Origin of the sequence: Streptomyces panaciradicis (assembly GCF_023516615.1) — a bacterium.
Taxonomy (GTDB): Bacteria; Actinomycetota; Actinomycetes; order Streptomycetales; family Streptomycetaceae; genus Streptomyces; species Streptomyces panaciradicis.
This window is the reverse complement of record NZ_JAMGBF010000123.1, coordinates 1-19,157: the sequence shown is the minus strand read 5'-3', so window position 1 is coordinate 19,157 and position 19,157 is coordinate 1. Positions and strand designations below refer to the sequence as shown.

Annotated in this window: 16 protein-coding genes; 8 read left to right on the top strand and 8 right to left on the bottom strand. The window is 71.6% G+C overall.

Annotated features, from left to right (window positions below; translation table 11 throughout):
* The coding region (glgB, locus tag M8J74_RS33065) for a 1,4-alpha-glucan branching enzyme (protein ID WP_249839958.1) at positions 1 to 1,501 on the top strand (1,501 nt) is incomplete at its 5' end.
* A 64-nt stretch (positions 1,502 to 1,565) separates the two neighbouring features.
* Here the strand turns inward: glgB and M8J74_RS33060 are convergent.
* The 6 genes from M8J74_RS33060 to M8J74_RS33035 all read right to left on the bottom strand — a co-directional run bounded on the left by M8J74_RS33060 (position 1,566) and on the right by M8J74_RS33035 (position 8,863).
* Positions 1,566 to 3,782, bottom strand: a complete 2,217-nt coding sequence (locus M8J74_RS33060) for a HelD family protein (RefSeq protein WP_249839960.1) — start codon at positions 3,780 to 3,782, stop codon at positions 1,566 to 1,568.
* Positions 3,783 to 3,937: 155 nt separating this feature from the next.
* Complete coding sequence (locus M8J74_RS33055; protein ID WP_058923086.1) at positions 3,938 to 4,270, bottom strand: thioredoxin family protein; 333 nt, start codon at positions 4,268 to 4,270, stop codon at positions 3,938 to 3,940.
* Entirely contained in the window at positions 4,267 to 4,653 is a 387-nt protein-coding gene (locus M8J74_RS33050; RefSeq protein WP_058923087.1) for a MerR family transcriptional regulator, read from the bottom strand. Before M8J74_RS33050 ends, M8J74_RS33055 begins: the two co-directional genes overlap by 4 nt.
* A gap of 29 nt (positions 4,654 to 4,682) precedes the next feature.
* Complete coding sequence (locus M8J74_RS33045; protein WP_249839957.1) at positions 4,683 to 6,194, bottom strand: AAA family ATPase; 1,512 nt, start codon at positions 6,192 to 6,194, stop codon at positions 4,683 to 4,685.
* Positions 6,195 to 6,322: 128 nt separating this feature from the next.
* Positions 6,323 to 7,087 (bottom strand): DUF2127 domain-containing protein, encoded by a 765-nt coding sequence (locus tag M8J74_RS33040; RefSeq protein ID WP_249839956.1) that lies wholly within the window; start codon positions 7,085 to 7,087, stop codon positions 6,323 to 6,325.
* Between the two features lie 96 nt (positions 7,088 to 7,183).
* Positions 7,184 to 8,863, bottom strand: coding sequence for an MFS transporter (locus tag M8J74_RS33035; protein WP_249839955.1), 1,680 nt, complete (start codon positions 8,861 to 8,863; stop codon positions 7,184 to 7,186).
* A 160-nt stretch (positions 8,864 to 9,023) separates the two neighbouring features.
* Here M8J74_RS33035 and M8J74_RS33030 point away from each other — a divergent pair, with 160 nt between their 5' ends.
* Positions 9,024 to 9,635, top strand: coding sequence for a TetR/AcrR family transcriptional regulator (locus M8J74_RS33030; protein ID WP_249839954.1), 612 nt, complete (start codon positions 9,024 to 9,026; stop codon positions 9,633 to 9,635).
* Between the two features lie 335 nt (positions 9,636 to 9,970).
* On the opposite strand, the gene M8J74_RS33025 is transcribed toward M8J74_RS33030, so the two are convergent.
* Complete coding sequence (locus M8J74_RS33025) at positions 9,971 to 11,353, bottom strand: cation:dicarboxylate symporter family transporter (protein ID WP_058923092.1); 1,383 nt, start codon at positions 11,351 to 11,353, stop codon at positions 9,971 to 9,973.
* 219 nt (positions 11,354 to 11,572) lie between these two features.
* Between M8J74_RS33025 and M8J74_RS33020 the strand changes: the two genes are divergently transcribed.
* The 6 genes from M8J74_RS33020 (at position 11,573) to M8J74_RS32995 (ending at position 18,367) form a co-directional block, all read left to right on the top strand.
* Positions 11,573 to 13,210, top strand: a complete 1,638-nt coding sequence (locus M8J74_RS33020; protein WP_249839953.1) for an ATP-binding protein — start codon at positions 11,573 to 11,575, stop codon at positions 13,208 to 13,210.
* On the top strand, positions 13,207 to 13,893 hold the full coding sequence (locus tag M8J74_RS33015; protein ID WP_058923094.1) for a response regulator: 687 nt from the start codon (positions 13,207 to 13,209) through the stop codon (positions 13,891 to 13,893). Before M8J74_RS33020 ends, M8J74_RS33015 begins: the two co-directional genes overlap by 4 nt.
* 166 nt (positions 13,894 to 14,059) lie before the next feature.
* Positions 14,060 to 15,433: an extracellular solute-binding protein gene (locus tag M8J74_RS33010; RefSeq protein WP_249839952.1), complete on the top strand. Its 1,374-nt coding sequence runs from the start codon at positions 14,060 to 14,062 to the stop codon at positions 15,431 to 15,433.
* A 16-nt stretch (positions 15,434 to 15,449) separates the two neighbouring features.
* A complete protein-coding gene (locus M8J74_RS33005) occupies positions 15,450 to 16,412 on the top strand; it encodes a carbohydrate ABC transporter permease (protein WP_249839951.1) in 963 nt (320 codons plus the stop codon).
* A 3-nt stretch (positions 16,413 to 16,415) separates the two neighbouring features.
* Positions 16,416 to 17,261, top strand: a complete 846-nt coding sequence (locus M8J74_RS33000; RefSeq protein ID WP_142142566.1) for a carbohydrate ABC transporter permease — start codon at positions 16,416 to 16,418, stop codon at positions 17,259 to 17,261.
* 353 nt (positions 17,262 to 17,614) lie between these two features.
* Positions 17,615 to 18,367: a helix-turn-helix domain-containing protein gene (locus M8J74_RS32995; RefSeq protein WP_372500340.1), complete on the top strand. Its 753-nt coding sequence runs from the start codon at positions 17,615 to 17,617 to the stop codon at positions 18,365 to 18,367.
* An 83-nt stretch (positions 18,368 to 18,450) separates the two neighbouring features.
* Here the strand turns inward: M8J74_RS32995 and M8J74_RS32990 are convergent.
* Positions 18,451 to 19,157, bottom strand: a 707-nt coding sequence (locus tag M8J74_RS32990; protein ID WP_249839950.1) for an ATP-dependent 6-phosphofructokinase, incomplete at its 5' end; no start/stop codon positions are given.

Here is a 19,157-nt window from a genome sequence, read left to right as displayed (position 1 = left end):
CCGGCGCGCGGAACTGATCGCCCACCAGGCCCCCTTCTCGGTCTACGAGGTCCATCTGCCGTCCTGGCGGCCCGGACTGACCTACCGTCAGCTGGCCGAGCAGCTGCCCGAGTACGTCAAGGACCTCGGCTTCACGCACGTGGAGCTGATGCCGATCGCCGAGCACCCCTTCGGCGGCTCCTGGGGCTACCAGGTCACCGGCTTCTACGCGCCCACGGCCCGGCTCGGCACCCCGGACGACTTCAAGTACCTGGTCGACGCGCTGCACCAGGCCGGCATCGGCGTGCTGATGGACTGGGTCCCGGCGCACTTCCCGCGCGACGACTGGGCGCTGGCCGAGTTCGACGGGCGGCCCCTGTACGAGCACGAGGACCCGTTGCGGTCCGCGCACCCCGACTGGGGCACCCTGGAGTTCGACTACGGCCGCCGCGAGGTGCGCAACTTCCTGGTGGCGAACGCCGTCTACTGGTGCGAGGAGTTCCACATCGACGGCCTGCGGGTCGACGCGGTGGCCTCCATGCTGTACCTGGACTACTCCCGCGAGCCGGGGCAGTGGGTGCCGAACGAGCACGGCGGCCGGGAGAACCTGGACGCGGTGGCATTCCTGCAGGAGATGAACGCGACCGTGTACCGGCGGGTGCCGGGCGTGGTGACCATCGCCGAGGAGTCCACCGCCTGGGACGGCGTCACGCGGGCCACGCACCACCGCGGCCCGGGCGGCTTCGGCGGCCTGGGCTTCGGCCTGAAGTGGAACATGGGCTGGATGCACGACTCGCTCGACTACATGAGCCACGAGCCGGTCTACCGCAAGTACCACCACAACGAGATGACGTTCTCGATGGTGTACGCCTACAGCGAGAACTACGTGCTGCCGATCTCGCACGACGAGGTCGTCCACGGCAAGGGGTCGCTGGTGTCGAAGATGCCCGGCGACTGGTGGCAGCAGCGCGCCAACCTGCGTGCCTACCTGGCCTTCATGTGGGCCCACCCGGGCAAGCAACTGCTGTTCATGGGGCAGGAGTTCGCGCAGGGAGCGGAGTGGTCCGAGGCGCGCGGGCCCGACTGGTGGCTGCTCGACGCCGGCTACGGCGCCGCGGCCGACCACCGCGGGGTGCAGGACCTGGTCCGCGACCTGAACATCGTCTACCGGCACACGCCGGCGCTGTGGCGGCAGGACACCGACCCGGCGGGGTTCGAGTGGATCGTGGGCGACGCGGCCGAGGACAACGTCTTCGCGTTCCTGCGGTTCGACGCCGACGGCAGCCCCCTGCTGGCCGTCTCCAACCTCTCCCCCGTCGTGCGGCAGGACTACCGGCTGGGCGCCCCCGACGACGTCCCGGCCTGGCACGAGACCCTCAACACGGACATCGGCAAGTACGGCGGCGGCGACGTCACCAACGCGGACGTCATCAAGCCCGAGCCGCAGGGCTGGCACGGCCGCCCGGCGAGCATCCGGCTGACCCTCCCGCCGCTCGCGACGATCTGGCTGCGGCCGGCCTGAGCGAAGGGCGTCGGCGCCCCGCGCCCGGGTGAGCGTACGCGCGCACCCGGGCGCGGGGCGTCGCTCACGCCGTGCGCAGCGCCCCGGGCAGGCGTCCGGTGTGCAGGACGCCCAGGCGCTGGGTGGCCCGGGTCAGCGCCACGTACAGGTCGCTCGTGCCGTACAGGCCCGGCTCCACCACCAGGACGGAGTCGAACTCCAGCCCCTTGGCCTGCCGCGGGTCGAGGAGGACGACGCTCCGCGTCAGGTCGGGCTCGGCGCCCGCGGTCACCCCGTCGAGCCGGGCGGCGAGCCTGCGGTGCAGGTGGCGCGGGGCGATGACGGCGAGCCGGCCCTCCTCGGGGGTCAGCTCCTTCACCGCCTCCGCGACCGCGCCGGGCAGGTCGTCGGTGGCGCGGACCCAGGGCCGTACTCCGGTGGAGCGGATCGAGCTGGGCGGCTCGAAGCCGGGGTTCTCGGCGCGCACCACGGCCGCCGCGAGCTCCATGATCTCGGCGGGGGTGCGGTAGTTGACGCCCAGGCGGGTGTGTTCCCAGCGGTCCTCCACGTACGGCTGGAGGATCTGCTGCCAGGAGCCGACGCCCGCCGCCTCGGCGGTCTGCGCGGGGTCGCCGACCAGGGTCATCGAGCGGGTGGGGCTGCGGCGCATCAGCAGCCGCCAGGCCATCGGGGACAGCTCCTGCGCCTCGTCGACGATGATGTGCCCGAACGCCCAGGTCCGGTCGGCGGCCGCGCGTTCGGCGGCGCTGCGGTGGTCGTCCTCCTCCTGGCGCTCGGCGAACCGCTCGGCGTCGATGATGTCGTGCGCGGACAGGACCTCGGAGTCCTCCGCGTCCTTGTCCTCGAACTCGTAGGTGCGGGAGGCGTAGGAGACGTCCAGCACGCCCTGGGCGTAGGCGACCTGGGTCTCGCGTTCGCGTTCCGCGCGCGCCCGCGCGAGCCGTTCGTCGACGCCGAGCAGTTCGGCGGCCTCGTCCAGCAGCGGCACGTCCGCGACGGTCCACTCGCGGGTCACCGGGCGGCGGACGGCGGCGGCGTCCTCGTCGGGGAGGTAGCCGACGGGGTCGGCGAGGAAGTCGGCGACCAGGCGCTGCGGGGTCAGCCGCGGCCAGAGCTGGTCGACGGCGGCCCATACCTCGGGGTTCTCGGCGAGTTCGTCGCGGATCTGGGTGATGTCGGCCTCGTCCAGGAGGCTGCCGCCGTCGTAGGGGTCGGTGCCGACGCGTTCGGCGTACAGCTCGGTGAGGGTGTTGAGGATGTGGCCCTCGAAGTGCTCGCGGGCCACGTTGTGCGGCAGCCGCGCGGCCCGGGCCTTCTCCCGGGCGACCTTCACCAGGCCGTCGTCGAGCATCAGCACCTCCCGGTCGTGCTCGATGGTGATCACCGGGTCGGGCAGCGACTGCCAGTCGCGTACGACCTCGGCGAGGACGTCCGCCATGTCGGCGCGGCCCTTCACCGCGGCCGCCTCGCGGGAGTCGGCGGCCGTCGCCTTCACGCCGGGGAACAGCTCCCCGACCGTGGCGAGCAGCACGCCCGTCTCGCCGAGGGAGGGCAGCACCTCGCCGATGTAGCCGAGGAAGGCGGGGTTGGGTCCGACGATGAGGACGGCCCGCTTGGCGAGGAGTTCCCGGTGCTCGTAGAGGAGGTAGGCGGCCCGGTGCAGGGCGACGGCCGTCTTGCCGGTGCCGGGGCCGCCCTCGACCACCAGCACCCCGCGGTGCGGTGCCCGGATGATCTCGTCCTGCTCGGCCTGGATGGTCTGCACGATGTCGTGCATGCGGCCGGTGCGGGCGGCGTCGAGGGCGGCGAGCAGTACGGCGTCGCCGGTCGGGTCCTCGTGGCCGGTGCGTTCCCGGTCGCCGAGGTCGAGGATCTCGTCGTGCAGGGCGGTGACCGTGCGGCCGCCGGTGGTGATGTGCCGCCGCCGGCGCAGGCCCATCGGGGTGTGGCCGGTGGCCAGGTAGAAGGGGCGGGCGACCTCGGCCCGCCAGTCGATGAGGATCGGGGTGCGTTCGGCGTCGTCGGTGCGCAGGCCGATCCGGCCGATGTGGTGTTTCGTGCCCGAGGTGAGGTCGATCCGGCCGAAGCAGAGCGAGCCGTCGACGGCGTTCAGCGCGGCGAGCAGCCCCGACCGCTCGGCGACCAGGATGTCCCGCTCGAGCCGGGCCTGCATGGGCGTGTTGCCCTGGGCGAGCGCGTCGGTGACACCGGCCTCGGTGCCCGCGCGCAGGGCGTCCACGCGGGCGTACAGGGTGTCGATGAATTCCTGCTCACCGCGAATTTCATCGCTGTTTGACAATTCCACTCCCGCGCCGATATACTGTGCCTACTGAACTTCTTCGCGACCAAAATCCCATGAAGTCGCGAACCATCGAATATACGCAAAGAAATCCCCCGGGCGCAATTGCCCGGGGGATTTCTTCTTATGTCCTCGCGTCAGAGGGCTTCCTCGATCTCCGCCAGGAGCCGCCGCTTGGGCCGCGCTCCCACCATCGACCGCACCGGCTCACCGTCCCGGAACACCATGAAGGTCGGCATGGACAGCACCTTGTAGGCGTTCGTCGTCTCCGGGTTGGTGTCGACGTCCAGCTGGACCACCTTCAGCCGCTCGCCCTCCTCCGCGGCGAGGGCGCTGAGCACCGGCCCCATCTGCCGGCACGGCGGGCACCAGTCGGCGGTGAACTCCACCAGTACCGGCAATGACGAACCGATGACCTCCGTCGTGAAATCCGCGTCGGTCACCTCGGAAACACCCGCAGCCCTGATCACAATCCCTGCCCTCCCAGTTCGCACAACGGTGGCTCTTCGTCGAACGAGGCCAGCCGCACCCCGATCTGCGCCCGGACCGCCTGCAGCTCGCCGATCAGCTCGTCGAGTTCGGCCAGCTTGCGCCGGTAGACCGCGAGCGAGGCCGGGCAGGAGTCGCCCTCGGGATGCCCCGCGCGCAGGCACTCCACGAAGGGCCGGGTCTCCTCCAGGTCGAAGCCGAAGTCCTGGAGCGTCCTGATCTGCCGCAGCAGCCTCAGGTCGTTCTCGTCGTACGTCCGGTGTCCCAGCTCGTCACGCCGCGCGGACAGCAGTCCGCGCGACTCGTAGTACCTGAGCGCTCGCGTCGTGGTCCCGGCCCGTGCGGCCAGCTCGCCGATTCGCATGACTACGACGGTATGCGTTGACGCCGACGTCAAGGCAAGGCCGGACCGGGCGGCGGCGTTTCCTCGTCGTCGGCGTCCTCGCCGTCGGGGACGCCGAGCAGCCTGCGGGTCAGCCGGTCGCGGTCCGAGAGCAGTTCGTCCAGGGCCTCGCGGACGTCCGCCGCCTCCGTGCGCGGCGCCTCCCGCTCGGCCGCGACCAGCACCGAGCGCCGCACCAGCTCCTTGGTGAAGGACGCCGTCGTGCCCTCCGTGCGGGCCACCACCTCGTCCGCGACGTCCCGGCCGAGGCCGAGCGCACCGCCGTAGAGCGCGAGCAGGGCGGCGCGGCCCTCCGCGTCCGGGAGGGGGATCTCCACGGCGAGGTCGACGCGGCCCGGGCGCTGGACGAGGGCCGGCTCCAGGAGGTCGGCGCGGTTGGTGGTGAGCAGGAAGGCCACGTCGGCGTCGTCGCCGAGGCCGTCCATCTCGTTCAGCACCTGGAAGAGCAGGGGCTGCTCGCCGCCGCCGTGGTCGCGGGCCTCGGCGATCAGGTCGCAGTCCTCCAGGACGACGAGGGCGGGCTGCAGCATCCGGGCGAGCGCACAGGCGGGGCCGATCGCCTGGATGCTCTCGCCGGAGAGGATGACGACCGTGAACCCGGGCAGGTGGGACAGCAGATAGCGGATCGTGTGGGTCTTGCCGGTACCGGGAGGGCCGTAGAGGAGCAGGCCGCGGCGCAGGTGCTGGCCGGCCGCGCGGAGCTGCTCGCGGCGCCGGGCCACCCCGACGACCTGCCGCTCCACCCGCTCCAGGAGGCCGGCCGGCAGCACGATGTCCGCGCGGGTCAGTTCGGGGCGGCGGTGGAAGCGGAACGGGCCGAGGCCGTGGCCGAACTGCGAGCCCTCGAAGGACAGGACCTGACCGCGGAAGATGTTGTGCTCGCGCACGAGGGCGTCGATCTCGGCGAGCAGCCGGTCGGCGAACTCCTTGTGTTCGGCGAGGACTTCGAGCTCCACCTTGTCGCGGCCGTACTCGTCCTGCGGGCCGCGCAGCAGGACGGCGAAGCGCTCCTCGCCCTCGGAGCCGAGGTAGAAACCGCAGGAGACACAGGCCAGTTCCTCGTCCGGGGAGACCGGCAGGTGCGCGTAGTCCACGGCGCCGACCACGAAGCGGTCGTAGCGGTCGGCGGCCTCGATGATGTCGCCGAGGGTGAGTTCGCCGTGGTGCTGGGCGCCGCGCATGCCGATCAGCTCGTGCGCGCGTCCCTCGGCGGCGAACCAGCGCTCCAGGGCGAGGTGGACGTTGGGCAGGTCGTACGGCGCGTACGCGGTCTTGACCACGGGCCGGTCGGTCGGTGCCGAGCCGAGGTGGTCGCGCAGCCGCGCGGCGAGGTCCCGGCGGCCGTCGGGGTCCTTGCGCCGGGGGTGGGCGACGGCCGAGAGGAACTCCCAGAACAGCTCGCCGACCCGGTCCAGCGGGAGCGGTGAGGGCTCGCGCTCCGGCCCGTACTTCGCCGCGTACTCGTCCGTGCTGAGGATCTCCACGTTGCCCGGTTCCCCCATGTGATCCGCCTCCGTGCGTCGGTCGCCGCTCTCCACCCTGAAGGCGAGCGGCCGCGTGGGTCAAAGGATTTGCGGCGGCTGCCGCGCCCCTCACCCCTCGAGATCACCGACCCCTGGGCCGGGGGCGCCTAGACCGGGACGCCGGCCGCTTCCTCGACTTCCAGCAGGGAGGCGCTGCGCCGCTCCTCGTCGAACGCCCTGCGGCCGCCCCGCAGCCCGAACAGGCGCTTGGCGAGGGCGATGTAGAGCACGGCGAGGATGTTGAGGACGAGGGTGGTGATCTTCAGCCAGCTGACGTGTTCGGTGAGCTCGTAGATCTCCAGCGGCAGGAAGGCGGCGGTCGCGACGACCGTCAGGTACTCCGCCCAGCGCTTGGCGTACCAGAGGCCGACCGCCTCGACCAGCTCGATGAGCGCGTAGGCCAGCAGCAGACCGGCCACCAGCAGCAGCGTGGAGTGCTTGTAGCCGAACGTCTTCTGGATGGTGCCGACGACCGGCGAGTGGTCGAGGTCGTAGTGGAAGTGCCGGAAGACGGGCCGGAAGACGTTCAGGTACTCGTCGAAGAGCCGGCGCACCGCGTCCTGGCTGTTGCTGAACCGCCACACCGCCGCGGCCACCAGCACGATGAACACCCCGCGCACCGCCCGCTCGATCGCCAGGAAGCGCAGGATGAACAGATCGCGCAGCACCTTGCCGCGCGGCACGAGCGGCGCCTCGGACGCCGGCCCCGAGCCGTGCGGCTCACCGAGCACGAAGTCGCCGCAGCGCAGACAGCGCCAGACGTCGCCGAGCGCGGTGTCGGCGTGCAGCCGGATGCGCAGACGGGGGTCGTCCGGCGCGTAGGTGACGTGCCCCTTGCGCGCGCAGGTCCGCCGATCCCAGTCGATCTTCATCCCCCGTGCCTCCATACGTGCATACGGCCGTGCCGTACCGGACGGTCCGGCACGGCACGGTAGTGCATCGACGTAAGAGACGACGGTCCGGGCGGGTCAGTTCGCCGCGCTGCCGACGAGTTCCGCTTCCTCCCGCTCCCGGGTCTCTTCGGCGGCGCCCTTCCCCCTGCCGGGCAGCAGCAGGGCGACCGCGACGGTGCCGATCCCCAGGACCACCGCGCCGATCAGGCTGGTGTGGGCGACGGCGGAGGAGAAGGACGAGCCGACGGCGTCGGCCATCTGCCGGGCACCCGCGGCCAGCTCCCGCGCCTGCTCCTTGAGCTGCGCCGCCTGCTGCGGGTCGGTCGCCCGCGCGGCCTGCGCCGCCGCCTGCCGGGCCTTGTCGGAGATGCCCTGCGCGACGGCGTATCCGGAGCCGACCGAGTCCTGGGCGGTGGCGAGCGTGCCGGCGGGGAGCCTGCTGCCGGAGGTGGCGTCCGCGAGGTGGCCGGAGTACGAGGTCGCCAGCAGCGAGCCGAGGATCGCGATGCCGAGCGAGCCGCCGAGCTCGATCGAGGTGTCGTTCACCGCGCCGCCGACGCCCAGCTGGGACTCGGGGAAGACGCCCATGATCGCGTCCGTGCAGGGCGAGAGCGCCAGGCCGATGGCCAGCCCCAGGACGATCAGCGGGGCGAGGAAGTCGCCGTAGGAGGAGGTCGCGTCGATCCGGGTGAGCAGGGCGAGGGCGGTGGTGCCGCCGACCATGCCCGCGGTGACCGTCCACTTCATGCCGACCCGCGGGGTCAGCCGGCCGGTCAGGGCCGAGCCGACGAAGACGGCACCGGCGAGCGGCAGCATGCGCAGCCCGGTCTGCAGGGCGTCGTAGCCGAGGACGAACTGCAGGTGCTGGGTGAGGTAGTAGAAGGCGCCGAAGACGGCGAGGAAGAACAGGGCGACGGCGAGGTTGGCGCCGGCGAAGCCGCGGTGGGCGAACCGGCGGACGTCGAGGACCGGGCGCGGGTGGCGCAGCTCCCAGGCGACGAAGGCCAGCAGGCCGGCGCCCGCGACGACCGCGGCGGTGACCGCCTTGACACCCCAGCCGAAGTGCGGGCCCTCGATGATCATGTAGACCAGCGAGCCGATCCAGACCACCGACAGCAGCCCGCCGACGTGGTCGACGCGGTCGCTGTGGCCGGCCTTGGACGGCGGGACCAGGAACAGGGAGGCGACCAGGGCGACGGCGGCGATGGGCACGTTGATCAGGAACGTCGAGGCCCAGCCGTGGTTCTTCAGCAGCGCGCCGGCGACGACCGGACCGGCGGCGATGGCGAGGCCCGCCGTGGCGGTCCACAGGGTGATCGCCCTGGCGCGTTCGGCCCGCGGGAAGGTCGCGGCGAGCAGGGAGAGCGTGGCGGGCATGATCAGCGCGGCGCCGGTGCCCATCACGGCGCGGGCCGCGACGACCGTCGCGGCGCTGTCGGCGAGGGAGCCGAAGACCGCGCCGCCGGCGAAGACCGTGAGGCCCAGCAGGAGGGCGCCGCGGCGGCTGTACTTGTCGCCGATCGCGCCGAACAGCAGCATCAGCGCGGCGTAGGGGACGGTGTACCCGTCGATGACCCACTGCAGGTCGGCGCTGGACAGACCCAGGTCGCGGGTCATGTCGGGGGCCGCGACCGTGAGGGCGGTGTTCGCCATCACGATGATCAGCAGGCTCAGGCAGAGGACCAGGAGCGCCCACCAACGCCGGGCGTAGGGGCGCTCCGTCTGGTCGACCGGTTCGGTCAGGAAGAGTCGCATGGCAGGGGTGGCCTTCCTCGGCAACAGCGTGTCTGCACGGTGGTCTGGCACTGCGGGTTGCACAGCACTGTGCACTTGCACAACGATGTGTAATGTACGCCGATTGCACAGCACTGTGCAAGTCGCTGGAGGAGGAGTGGGGAGAGGCACAATGTCAGCCATGACCACGGGTAGCAGCAGCCGCGCCGACGCCAACCGCCGCCGCATCCTGGACGTCGCGCTCGCCGAACTGCTGCGCGACCCGGACGCGTCCATGGACCAGATCGCGCGCGCGGCGGGTGTCGTACGACGGACGGTCTACGGCCATTTCCCCAACCGCGACGCGCTGATCGGCACGCTCGTCGACGGGGCCGTGGAGGCGGTGGCGGCCGCGCACGCGGCGGGACGCGAGGGGGCCGGGGATCCGGCGCAGTCGCTGGCGGGGTCGGTGCTCGCGGTCTGGGAGGTCGCCGACCGCTACCGCATCCTGGTGTCCCTGGCCCAGCGCAGCGTCACCATGCAGGGCATCCGCGAGCGGCTCGCCCCGGTGCGCGAGGCCTCCGTCGCGCTGCTGCGGGAGGGCCTGGACCGGGGCGTCTTCAGCTCCCCGCTGCCGGCGCCGGCGCTGGCGTACGTGCACGAGCAGCTGCTGTTCGCGCTCATGGAGGCCGTGAACGACGGCCTGCTGCCGCCCGAGCAGGCGGGCCGCTCGGCCGCGGTCACCGCCCTGACGGCCGCGGGGGTCCCGGCGTCGCTGGCCGGCTCCCTGGTGACGAAGCTGGCCGACGCCTGACAGCGCGCTCAGGGGCCGGACGCGCGGACGCCGATCGGCACAGGGCCACGGGACGACGAAACCCCGACGCCCCACGGGGGCGGGCCGGGTCGGGCGAACGCCGCGAGACCCCCGCGACGCGGGGAAGCCGGGCGGCCGGCTTCACCCCGGGCGAGGCCGGCCGACGCAGGTCGTGCCGGTGGCCCCGGGCAGGAGCCGGGACCCCGAGGATCACCGGACGCGCGGAAGCCGAGCGGCCGGTCCACGGGGGTGGGACGCGGCCGCTCGGCTTCCGCCGTCGGGCGACTGATCGACGGGGAGTGTTCAGTCGCCCTGGGGGGAGGAGCTGCTCGGGGTCAGGCCTTCGCCAGCTCCTTCTCGCCGCCCTGCTCGGGGATCTCGGCGTGCGGCTGGACGCCCTCGTCCAGCAGGGTCGTCTCGTCGAAGGGCAGCTCGCCGGCGAGCACCTGGCGCACCCGCACCTTGTCGATCTCCTTGGTCCAGGTGCCGATCAGCACGGTGGCGACGGCGTTGCCCGCGAAGTTGGTCAGGGCGCGGGCCTCGCTCATGAAGCGGTCGATGCCGACGATCAGGCCGACGCCGTCCACCAGGGCGGGCTTGTGCGACTGCAGGCCACCGGCCAGCGTGGCGAGACCGGCGCCGCTGACGCCCGCCGCGCCCTTGGAGGCCAGCAGCAGGAAGAGCAGCAGCGGGATCTGCTCGCCGATCGACATCGGGGTGCCCAGGGCGTCGGCGATGTAGAGGGACGCCATGGTCATGTAGATCATGGTGCCGTCGAGGTTGAAGGAGTAGCCGGTCGGGACGGTGATGCCGACGACGGGCTTGCTGACACCCAGGTGCTCCATCTTCGCGATGAGCCGCGGCAGCGCGGACTCGGAGGAGGAGGTGGACAGGATCAGCAGGAACTCGCGGGCCAGGTACTTGAACAGGGTGAAGATGTTCAGCCCCGCGACGGCCCGCAGCATGACGCCGAGCACGATGAACACGAACAGCGCGCAGGTGACGTAGAAGCCGAGCATCAGCACGGCGAGGCTCTTCAGCGCGTCGACACCGGCGGAGCCGACGACGGCGGCGATGGCGCCGAAGGCACCGATCGGGGCGGCCCACATGACCATGGCGAGGATGCGGAAGACGAGCCGCTGGATGTGCTCGATGCCGCGCAGGATCGGCTTGCCCGTCGAGCCCATCGCCTGCAGCGCGAAGCCGGCGAGCAGCGCGATCAGCAGGGTCTGCAGCACCTGGCCCTCGGTGAACGCCGAGACGAAGGTGAGCGGGATGATCGACAGGACGAAGTCGACCGGCGGCAGCGCGTCGGCGGACACCTGGTCGTGCCCGGAGGCCTTGATGGCGTTGGTGATGTGCAGCCCGTCGCCCGGGTGCAGGATGTTGCCGACGACGAGGCCGATGGTCAGCGCGACCAGGGACATCACCAGGAAGTAGCCGAGCGCGATGCCGCCGACGGCACCGACCTTGGCGGCCTTGCGGACCGAACCGATGCCGAGCACGATCGTGCAGAAGATGATCGGCGAGATCATCATCTTGATCAGGTTCACGAAGCCGGTGCCGAGCGGCTTGAGCGCCACACCGGCGTCCGGCCAGATCAGCCCCACGGCGATGCCGAGCGCCACCGCCACGATGACGGCGATGTACAGGTAATGGGTGCGGTCCCGCTTGCGTGCGGGTGCGGCAGGTGCCGTATCGGGGGTGCTGGCGGCCACGGCTGCCCTCCTTGACGTCTTCGTCGGCATCACCGGCGTGCGGCTCACGTCCGGGGGATGGGGATGGGGGTGCGGTTCTCGACGGCGTCCGCGATGGCCGGATCCGGATGTCCCGTCTCCGCTCGCTTCCGCATTGCGGTGACTATCCCGTGCGGCTGTGAGGGCGGTCACCCTTCCGTTCATTTAGTTCACCATCGGCCTGGGAGGCACACTGACGGCATGCGCATCCCCCTCCCCCGACCCCGCAGCCTGGCCGGCCAGCTGTTCGCCATGCAGGCCGTGCTGATAGCGGTGGTGGTGGCCGGATACGCACTGTTCACGTACGTCACCGACCAGCGGCAGGCCGAGGACGCGGCCGCCCGCCAGGCCATGGCGGTCTCCCGCTCCATCGCCGACGCCCCGTCCGTGGTGGCCGCGATCCACACCCCGAACCCCACGGCCGAGCTCCAGCCGTACGCGCTGCGGGTGATGCGCGGCGCCGACGTCGACTTCGTGACGATCATGGACACGCGGGGCATCCGCTGGACCCACCCCCGCGAGAAAGAGATCGGCCGGCACTTCCGCGGCACCATCGAGCCCGCCCTGCACGGCACGTCCTTCACCGAGACCTACACCGGTACGCTCGGCGCCTCGGTCCGGGCGGTCACCCCGATCTACGACCACGGCCGGATCATCGGGCTGGTCAGCGCGGGCATCGAGGTGAAGGTGATCAGCAAGCAGGTGCGGGACCAGGTCTGGGCCCTGCTCGGGGTCGCGGCCGGCGCCCTCGTGCTCGGCGCCGTCGGCACGTACGTCGTCAACGCCCGCCTGCGCCGGCACACCCACGGCATGAACGCGGCCGAGCTCAGCCGGATGCACGACTATCACGAGGCCGCGCTGCACGCGGTGCGGGAGGGGCTGCTGATGCTGGACGGACGGTACCGGGTGGCGCTGATCAACGACGGCGGCCGGGAGCTGCTGGGCCTGCCGCCGGAGGAGTCCGAGGAGGACGTGGTCGGCAGGTCGGTCGCGGACCTCGGGCTGCCCGCGCCGCTGACCGGCGCGCTGCTCGCCTCCGAGCCGCGCGTGGACGAGGTGCACCTGACCAACGACCGGGTGCTGGTGGTCAACACCTCACCGGTGTCGGGCGGCGAGCGCCGGGGCACCGTCGTCACCCTGCGCGATGTGACCGAACTGCAGTCCCTGATGGGCGAGTTGGACTCGGAGCGGGGCTTCACGCAGGCGCTGCGCTCGCAGGCGCACGAGGCGGCGAACCGGCTGCACACGGTCGTGTCCCTGATCGAACTGGGCCGCGCGGAGGAGGCCGTGGACTTCGCCACGGCCGAACTGGAACTGGCCCAGGCGCTCACCGACCAGGTGGTGGCGGCGGTGAGCGAGCCGGTCCTGGCGGCGCTGCTGCTGGGCAAGACGGCACAGGCGAACGAGCGGGGCGTGGAACTGGTGGTGTCGCAGGACAGCCGCCTCGACGACGGGCTGCTGCCGCCCTCGCTGCCGGCGCGGGACCTGGTGACGATCCTCGGCAACCTGATCGACAACGCGGTCGACGCGGCGCAGGGCAGCCTGCGGGCGCGGGTGACGGTGACGGCGTACGCGGAGGACGCCGAACTCGTCCTGTGCGTCGCGGACACCGGCGACGGGGTGGACCCCGCCCACGCGGACCTGGTCTTCCAGCGGGGCTTCACGACGAAGCCCGCCGGGCCGGGGGGCCGTGGCCTGGGGCTGGCCCTGGTCCGGCAGGCAGTGCAGCGGCACGAGGGCTCGCTGTCCGTGGCGGAGGCGGACGGCGGCGGAGCAGAGTTCGTGGTGCGGTTGCCGTTGGCCCAGGAGGGCGCCGCGGTCCCGGGGGGTGGCATATGACGGGCGAACGGCCCATCCGGGTGCTGGTGGTCGAGGACGACCCGGTGGCCGCGGACGCGCATGTGATGTACGTCGGCCGGGTGCCGGGGTTCGTGGCGGTCGGCAAGGCGCACAGCGGGGTGGAGGCGCGGCGGCTGCTCGACCGTACGGCGGTGGACCTGCTCTTGCTCGACCTGCATCTGCCGGACGTGCACGGGCTGCAGTTCGCGCGGTCGTTGCGGGCGGCGGGGCATCACGCGGACGTGATCGCGGTGACCTCGGCGCGGGATCTGACCGTGGTGCGGGAGGGGGTCTCGCTGGGGGTCGTGCAGTACGTGCTGAAGCCGTTCACCTTCGCGACCCTGCGCGACCGGCTCGTGCGCTACGCCGAGTTCCGGGGGGCCGCGGGCGAGGCCAGCGGCCAGGACGAGGTGGACCGTGCCCTGGCCACACTGCGGGCACCCGGCCCGGCGGCACTGCCGAAGGGGCTCAGCGGGCCGACGCTGGAGCGGGTGACGGTCGCGCTGCGCGACAGCGGCGAGGGCATGACCGCGGCCGGGGTGGCGGAGGCGGTGGGGATCTCCCGGATCACCGCGAGACGGTACCTGGAGCATCTGGTGGAGGCGGGGAGGGCGGCCAGGGCTCCGCAGTACGGGACCGTGGGGCGGCCGGAGTTGCAGTACCGGTGGGTGAGCGGCCCGTAGGACTCCACCCGAAAGGCCGGGCGGTGAAAGGCAGTTCGGGACGGCGAGCGGCAGGGTGTGCCGGTCGTGGCGATCTCGCGCACACGCATTGACCTGACTAGACCACTCCACTTACGTTCACCGGGCAGTCATCCCGCGCCACGACGCAGTGCAGCCGCAGGAGGTCATGCCCGTGCGCCCCACCGCCGCCCTCCCCCTCCTTCTCACCACCGCCCTCGCCGCGACCGCCCTGACGGCCTGCGGCAGCGGCTCCGGCAGCAGCCCGGACACCGTGAAGGTCTCCTTCAAGCAGTCCACCGACAACTCCATCAAGGTGATGGACGGCTATCTCGCCGACATCAAGAAGCAGTTCGAGAGGAAGTACCCGGGCAAGAAGGTCGAGCTCATCCCGATCAAGGCCCCGGACTCGGAGTACTACACCAAGGTCCAGCAGATGCTCCGCTCCCCCAAGACCGCCCCGGACCTGGTCTACGAGGACACCTTCCTCATCAACTCCGACATCACCAGCGGGTACTTGAAGCCGCTCGACCCCTATCTCGCCAAGTGGCCCGACTGGCGGCAGTTCATCGACACCGCGAAGAACGCCGCCAGGGGCGAGGACGGCAAGACGTACGGCGTCCCGGACGGCACCGACACCCGCGGTCTGTGGTTCGACAAGGCGATCTTCAAGAAGGCGGGGCTGCCGGCCGCCTGGCAGCCGAAGAACTGGGACGACGTCCTGTCCGCCGCCCGCGCCATCAAGAAGAAGGTCCCCGGCGTCACCCCGATCAACGTCTACACCGGCAAGCCCGCGGGCGAGGCGGCGACGATGCAGTCCTTCGAGATGCTGCTCTACGGCACCGGCGACGGCACGTCCGACCCGCTGTACGACCGGACGTCCAAGAAGTGGATCGCCGGAAGCCAGGGGTTCAAGGACGCGCTGTCGTTCGTGCACACGGTGTACCGGGACAAGCTGGGACCCGACGTCTCCACCGCCCTCGACCCCAACATCCAGACCATCGTGGCCGGTGACCTCCTGCCCAAGGGCAAGCTCGGCATCGCCCTCGACGGATCGTGGCTGCCGCAGGCCTGGCTGAAGGGCAGCGGGCACGAATGGCCCCGGTGGTCCAGCGAGTTGGGCCTGGCGCCGATGCCGACCCAGCACGGCCAGGCACCCGGCAAGGTGAGCATGTCCGGCGGCTGGACCTGGGCGATCCCCGCCAAGGCCGGCAACCCCGGCCTGGCCTTCGACTTCATCAGGACGATGCAGACCAAGGCGAACGCCGAGAAGTGGTACGTCGCCAACTCCGGCATCGCGGTCCGCAAGGACGTCGCGAGCGACCCCGCCTACGCCACGGAGCAGCCCGGCATCAGGTTCTTCACCGACCTGGTGGCCAGCACCCACTACCGGCCGGCCTACCCGGCGTATCCGAAGGTCTCCACCGCCATCCAGGAGGCGATGGAGGGCGTCACGACGGGTGACATGTCCGTGGACAAGGCGGCGAGCGGCTACGACGACGCGCTCAAGGACGCCACGGACGACCAGGTCGTGCGGAAGTGAACGGCGGCACCCGCCGATGACCTCCGCCCTCCCGCACACGAAGACGGCCGGCGGCGGCCCGGAGACCACCGGGCCCGTCCCGGCGGGCCCGCCGTCCGGCCGCCGCACGCCCGGCGCGAGCGTCCGCCGCGCCCTGGTCCGGGCCCTGCCCGTCTCCCCCGCGCTGGTCCTGCTGCTGCTCTTCCTCGCCGGGCCGATCGCCTACTGCGCCTGGATCGCCTTCACCGACCTCCAGCTCACCGGCCAGGCCCACTCCTCCTTCGTGGGCCTGGCGAACTTCCGCAAGGCCTTCGCAGACGAGGAGTTCATCAACGCCGTATGGCTGACCCTCGTCTTCACCGTCGTGTCGTCCCTGCTGGGCCAGAACACGCTGGGCCTGGCCCTGGCCACCCTGATGCAGCGCGCGTCGAAGCCGGTCCGGACGCTCACCGGCGGCGTCGTCATCACCGCGTGGGTGCTGCCGGAGGTGGTCGCGGGGTTCCTGCTGTACGCGTTCTTCCGCCGCGAGGGCACCCTGGACGCCATCCTGCGCTGGCTCCATCTGCCCACCCAGAACTGGCTGTTCACGCTGCCGATCCTGGCGGTGTCGTTCGCGAACGTCTGGCGCGGCACCGCCTTCTCGATGCTGGTCTACTCGGCCGCGCTGAACGAGATCCCCAGCGAGATCACGGAGGCGGCACAGGTCGACGGCGCGGGCGGCTGGCGCCGGATGTGGCACATCACGCTGCCCATGATCCGCCGCTCCATCGGCACGAACCTCATGCTCAACACGCTGCAGACGCTGTCGGTCTTCGGCCTGATCTGGGTGATGACGCGCGGCGGGCCCGGCAACAAGAGCCAGACCCTGCCCCTCTACATGTACGAACAGGCCTTCCAGAACAGCATGATCGGCTACGCCACCGCGGTCGCCCTGCTCCTGCTCGTGGTCGGCTCCCTCTTCTCCCTGGTCTACCTGCGCCTGCTGCGAACGGAGGTCTGACCCATGGCCCCCACCGTCACCCTCGCCGCCCGCCGCCGCAGCCGCCGGCTGGCCGCCGACGCGGGCCTGCTGGCGGTCGCCGCCGCCTTCTCGCTCCCGCTGGCCTGGGTCCTGCTGTCCTCGGTGGACCCGCACGCGGACCTCAGGGTGAAGGCACCCGACGGCCTCACCCTCGCCAACTTCGACGCGATCCTGAAGCAGGACATCACCTTCACCCCGCTGCTCAACAGCCTGATCCTGTGCGGCGGGGGGACCCTGCTGACGGTGGTGTGCGCGGCGCTCGCCGCCTACCCGCTGTCGCGCTTCCGCTCCCGCCTGAACCGGCCCTTCCTGCTGACCATCCTGTTCGCGACGAGCCTGCCGATCACCGCGGTCATGGTCCCCGTCTACGCCCTGTTCGTGCAGGTGAACCTGATCGACACCATGCAGGGCACGATCCTCTTCTTCGCCGCCTCGCAACTCCCGTTCGCCATCTGGCTGATGAAGAACTTCATGGACGGGGTGCCGAAGGAGCTGGAGGAGGCGGCGTGGACGGACGGGGCGTCGTCGCTGCAGTCCCTCGTCCGCATCGTCCTGCCGCTGATGGGGCCCGGAGTGGCGGTGGTGACGGTGTTCTCCTTCGTGATGATGTGGGGGAACTTCTTCGTCCCGTTCATGCTGCTGCTGACGCCCGATCAGATCCCGGCGAGCGTGAGCATCAACGAGTTCTTCGGCAACCGCGGGATGGTGGCGTACGGGCAGCTGGCGGCGTTCTCGATCGTCTACTCGACTCCGGTGATCCTGCTGTACGTGCTCATCGCCCGGCGGCTGGGCGGGGGGTTCGCGCTGGGCGGGGCGGTGAAGGGGTGACTTCGCGCCACGCGCCGACGGGGCGACCGTGCGAACCCCTCTTCGAGGCCCGCGCGCACGGACGGCACCCGTGGGATGCCGTCGGCGCGGGCTGTCGCGTCGCGCTCGGGACCCGGCGCGCGCGGACGTGCGCGAATATGCCCCTCTACCTTGCCATTCACCTCGTGCGCGAAGATCGATCTCACCGTCCGTGACGTACACCGCCGGCCCGCCGTCCTCGCCACCGCGTCCGGTCCGGTGCCGGATGATCTCCGGAACCCTGCCGGACACCCCCGAGCCGTACGTTCCTACAATCCGTGATCCTGGCCGAACAGACCGTAGTCAGTGCACTCCGGCAGCCCTACGTTGTGCCCGTGCGCCATCCCTCACACCACCCGGACCCCCACCCCAACCGCCCGATCCACCCCAGCCGGCCGCCCCAGCCGGCCCCGCCCTTCGACTCCACCGCCGCCCGACGGCTGCGCACGGCGCTCAACATGGGCCCGGAGCACGTCGCCTACGGACTGTGCTCCTCGTACGGACTCCCCTACGTCACCCCGGACCTCGTGATCGCCTGGGAGCGCGGCGTCGTCTCCCCCACCAGCCCCGAACTGGCCGCGCTCGCGGGCATGCTGTGGTGCTCCCCCGCCGAACTCATCGGCAGACCGCGGACCCTGCGCGAGCACCGGCTCGCCCGCGGCCTCGCCCCCGAGGACGTCGCCCGCGGCGTCGGCCTGGAACTCCTCGCCTATCTGCACATGGAGGAACACAACACCTGGCGCGGCAGCGACCGGCAGTCGGCCGTCCTCGCCGACCTGCTCGACCTGTCGCTGCCGGACTTCGTCACCGTCACGGGACGCGAGCCGAAGCTCGCCGACGCCCTGCGCGGGGCGGTGACCACGCGCTGGCAGGCCTACGTCCGTCCGGTCGCCAGGATGGTGCCGCTGGACCGGCGGCTCCTGGAGGACACCCTCCAGGAGCTGCACCAGGACTACCAGGGGCAGATGGCCGCCTCACTGAGCTGGGGCGACGGAAAAGCGGCCAGCGACGCCGGCGAGGCGGGCCGGGACTTCCTGGACCGCATCGTCGACCACTTCTGGGCCGCCGTGCAGGACAACACCCGCTGAGCGCTCCGCCGGATCTGCGGGACCGGGCCGTCGGGCGGCCGCCGGCCCGTCGTGGCAGGTCGCGCAGTTCCCCGCGCCCCTTCCTAGAAGACCGACTCCGCCTCGTCCATGCGGTCCTTCGGGACCGTCTTCAGCTCGGTGACCGCCTGCGCCAGCGGCACCATCACGATGTCCGTGCCCTTCAGCGAGGTCATGTTGCCGAACTCGCCCCGGTGCGCGGCCTCCACCGCGTGCCAGCCGAAGCGCGTGGCGAGGACGCGGTCGTACGCCGTCGGCACACCGCCGCGCTGGACGTGGCCGAGGATGACCGGCTTGGCCTCCTTGCCGAGGCGGCGCTCCAGGTCGTACGCGAGCGCCGTGCCGATGCCCTGGAAGCGCTCGTGGCCGAACTTGTCGATCTCGCCCTTGCCGTAGTCCATGCTGCCCTCGACGGGGTGGGCGCCCTCGGCCACGCACACGACGGCGAACTTCTTGCCGCGCGAGAAGCGCTCCTCGACCATCTCGGCCAGGTCCGCCGGGTCGAAGGGGCGCTCGGGCAGGCAGATGCCGTGGGCGCCGGCGGCCATGCCGGACTCCAGGGCGATCCAGCCCGCGTGGCGGCCCATGACCTCGACGACCATCACCCGCTGGTGGGACTCGGCGGTCGTCTTCAGGCGGTCCATCGCCTCGGTGGCGACGCCGACCGCGGTGTCGAAGCCGAAGGTGCGGTCCGTGGAGGAGATGTCGTTGTCGATGGTCTTCGGCACGCCGACCACCGGCAGACCGGCGTCGGACAGCATCCGGGCCGCCG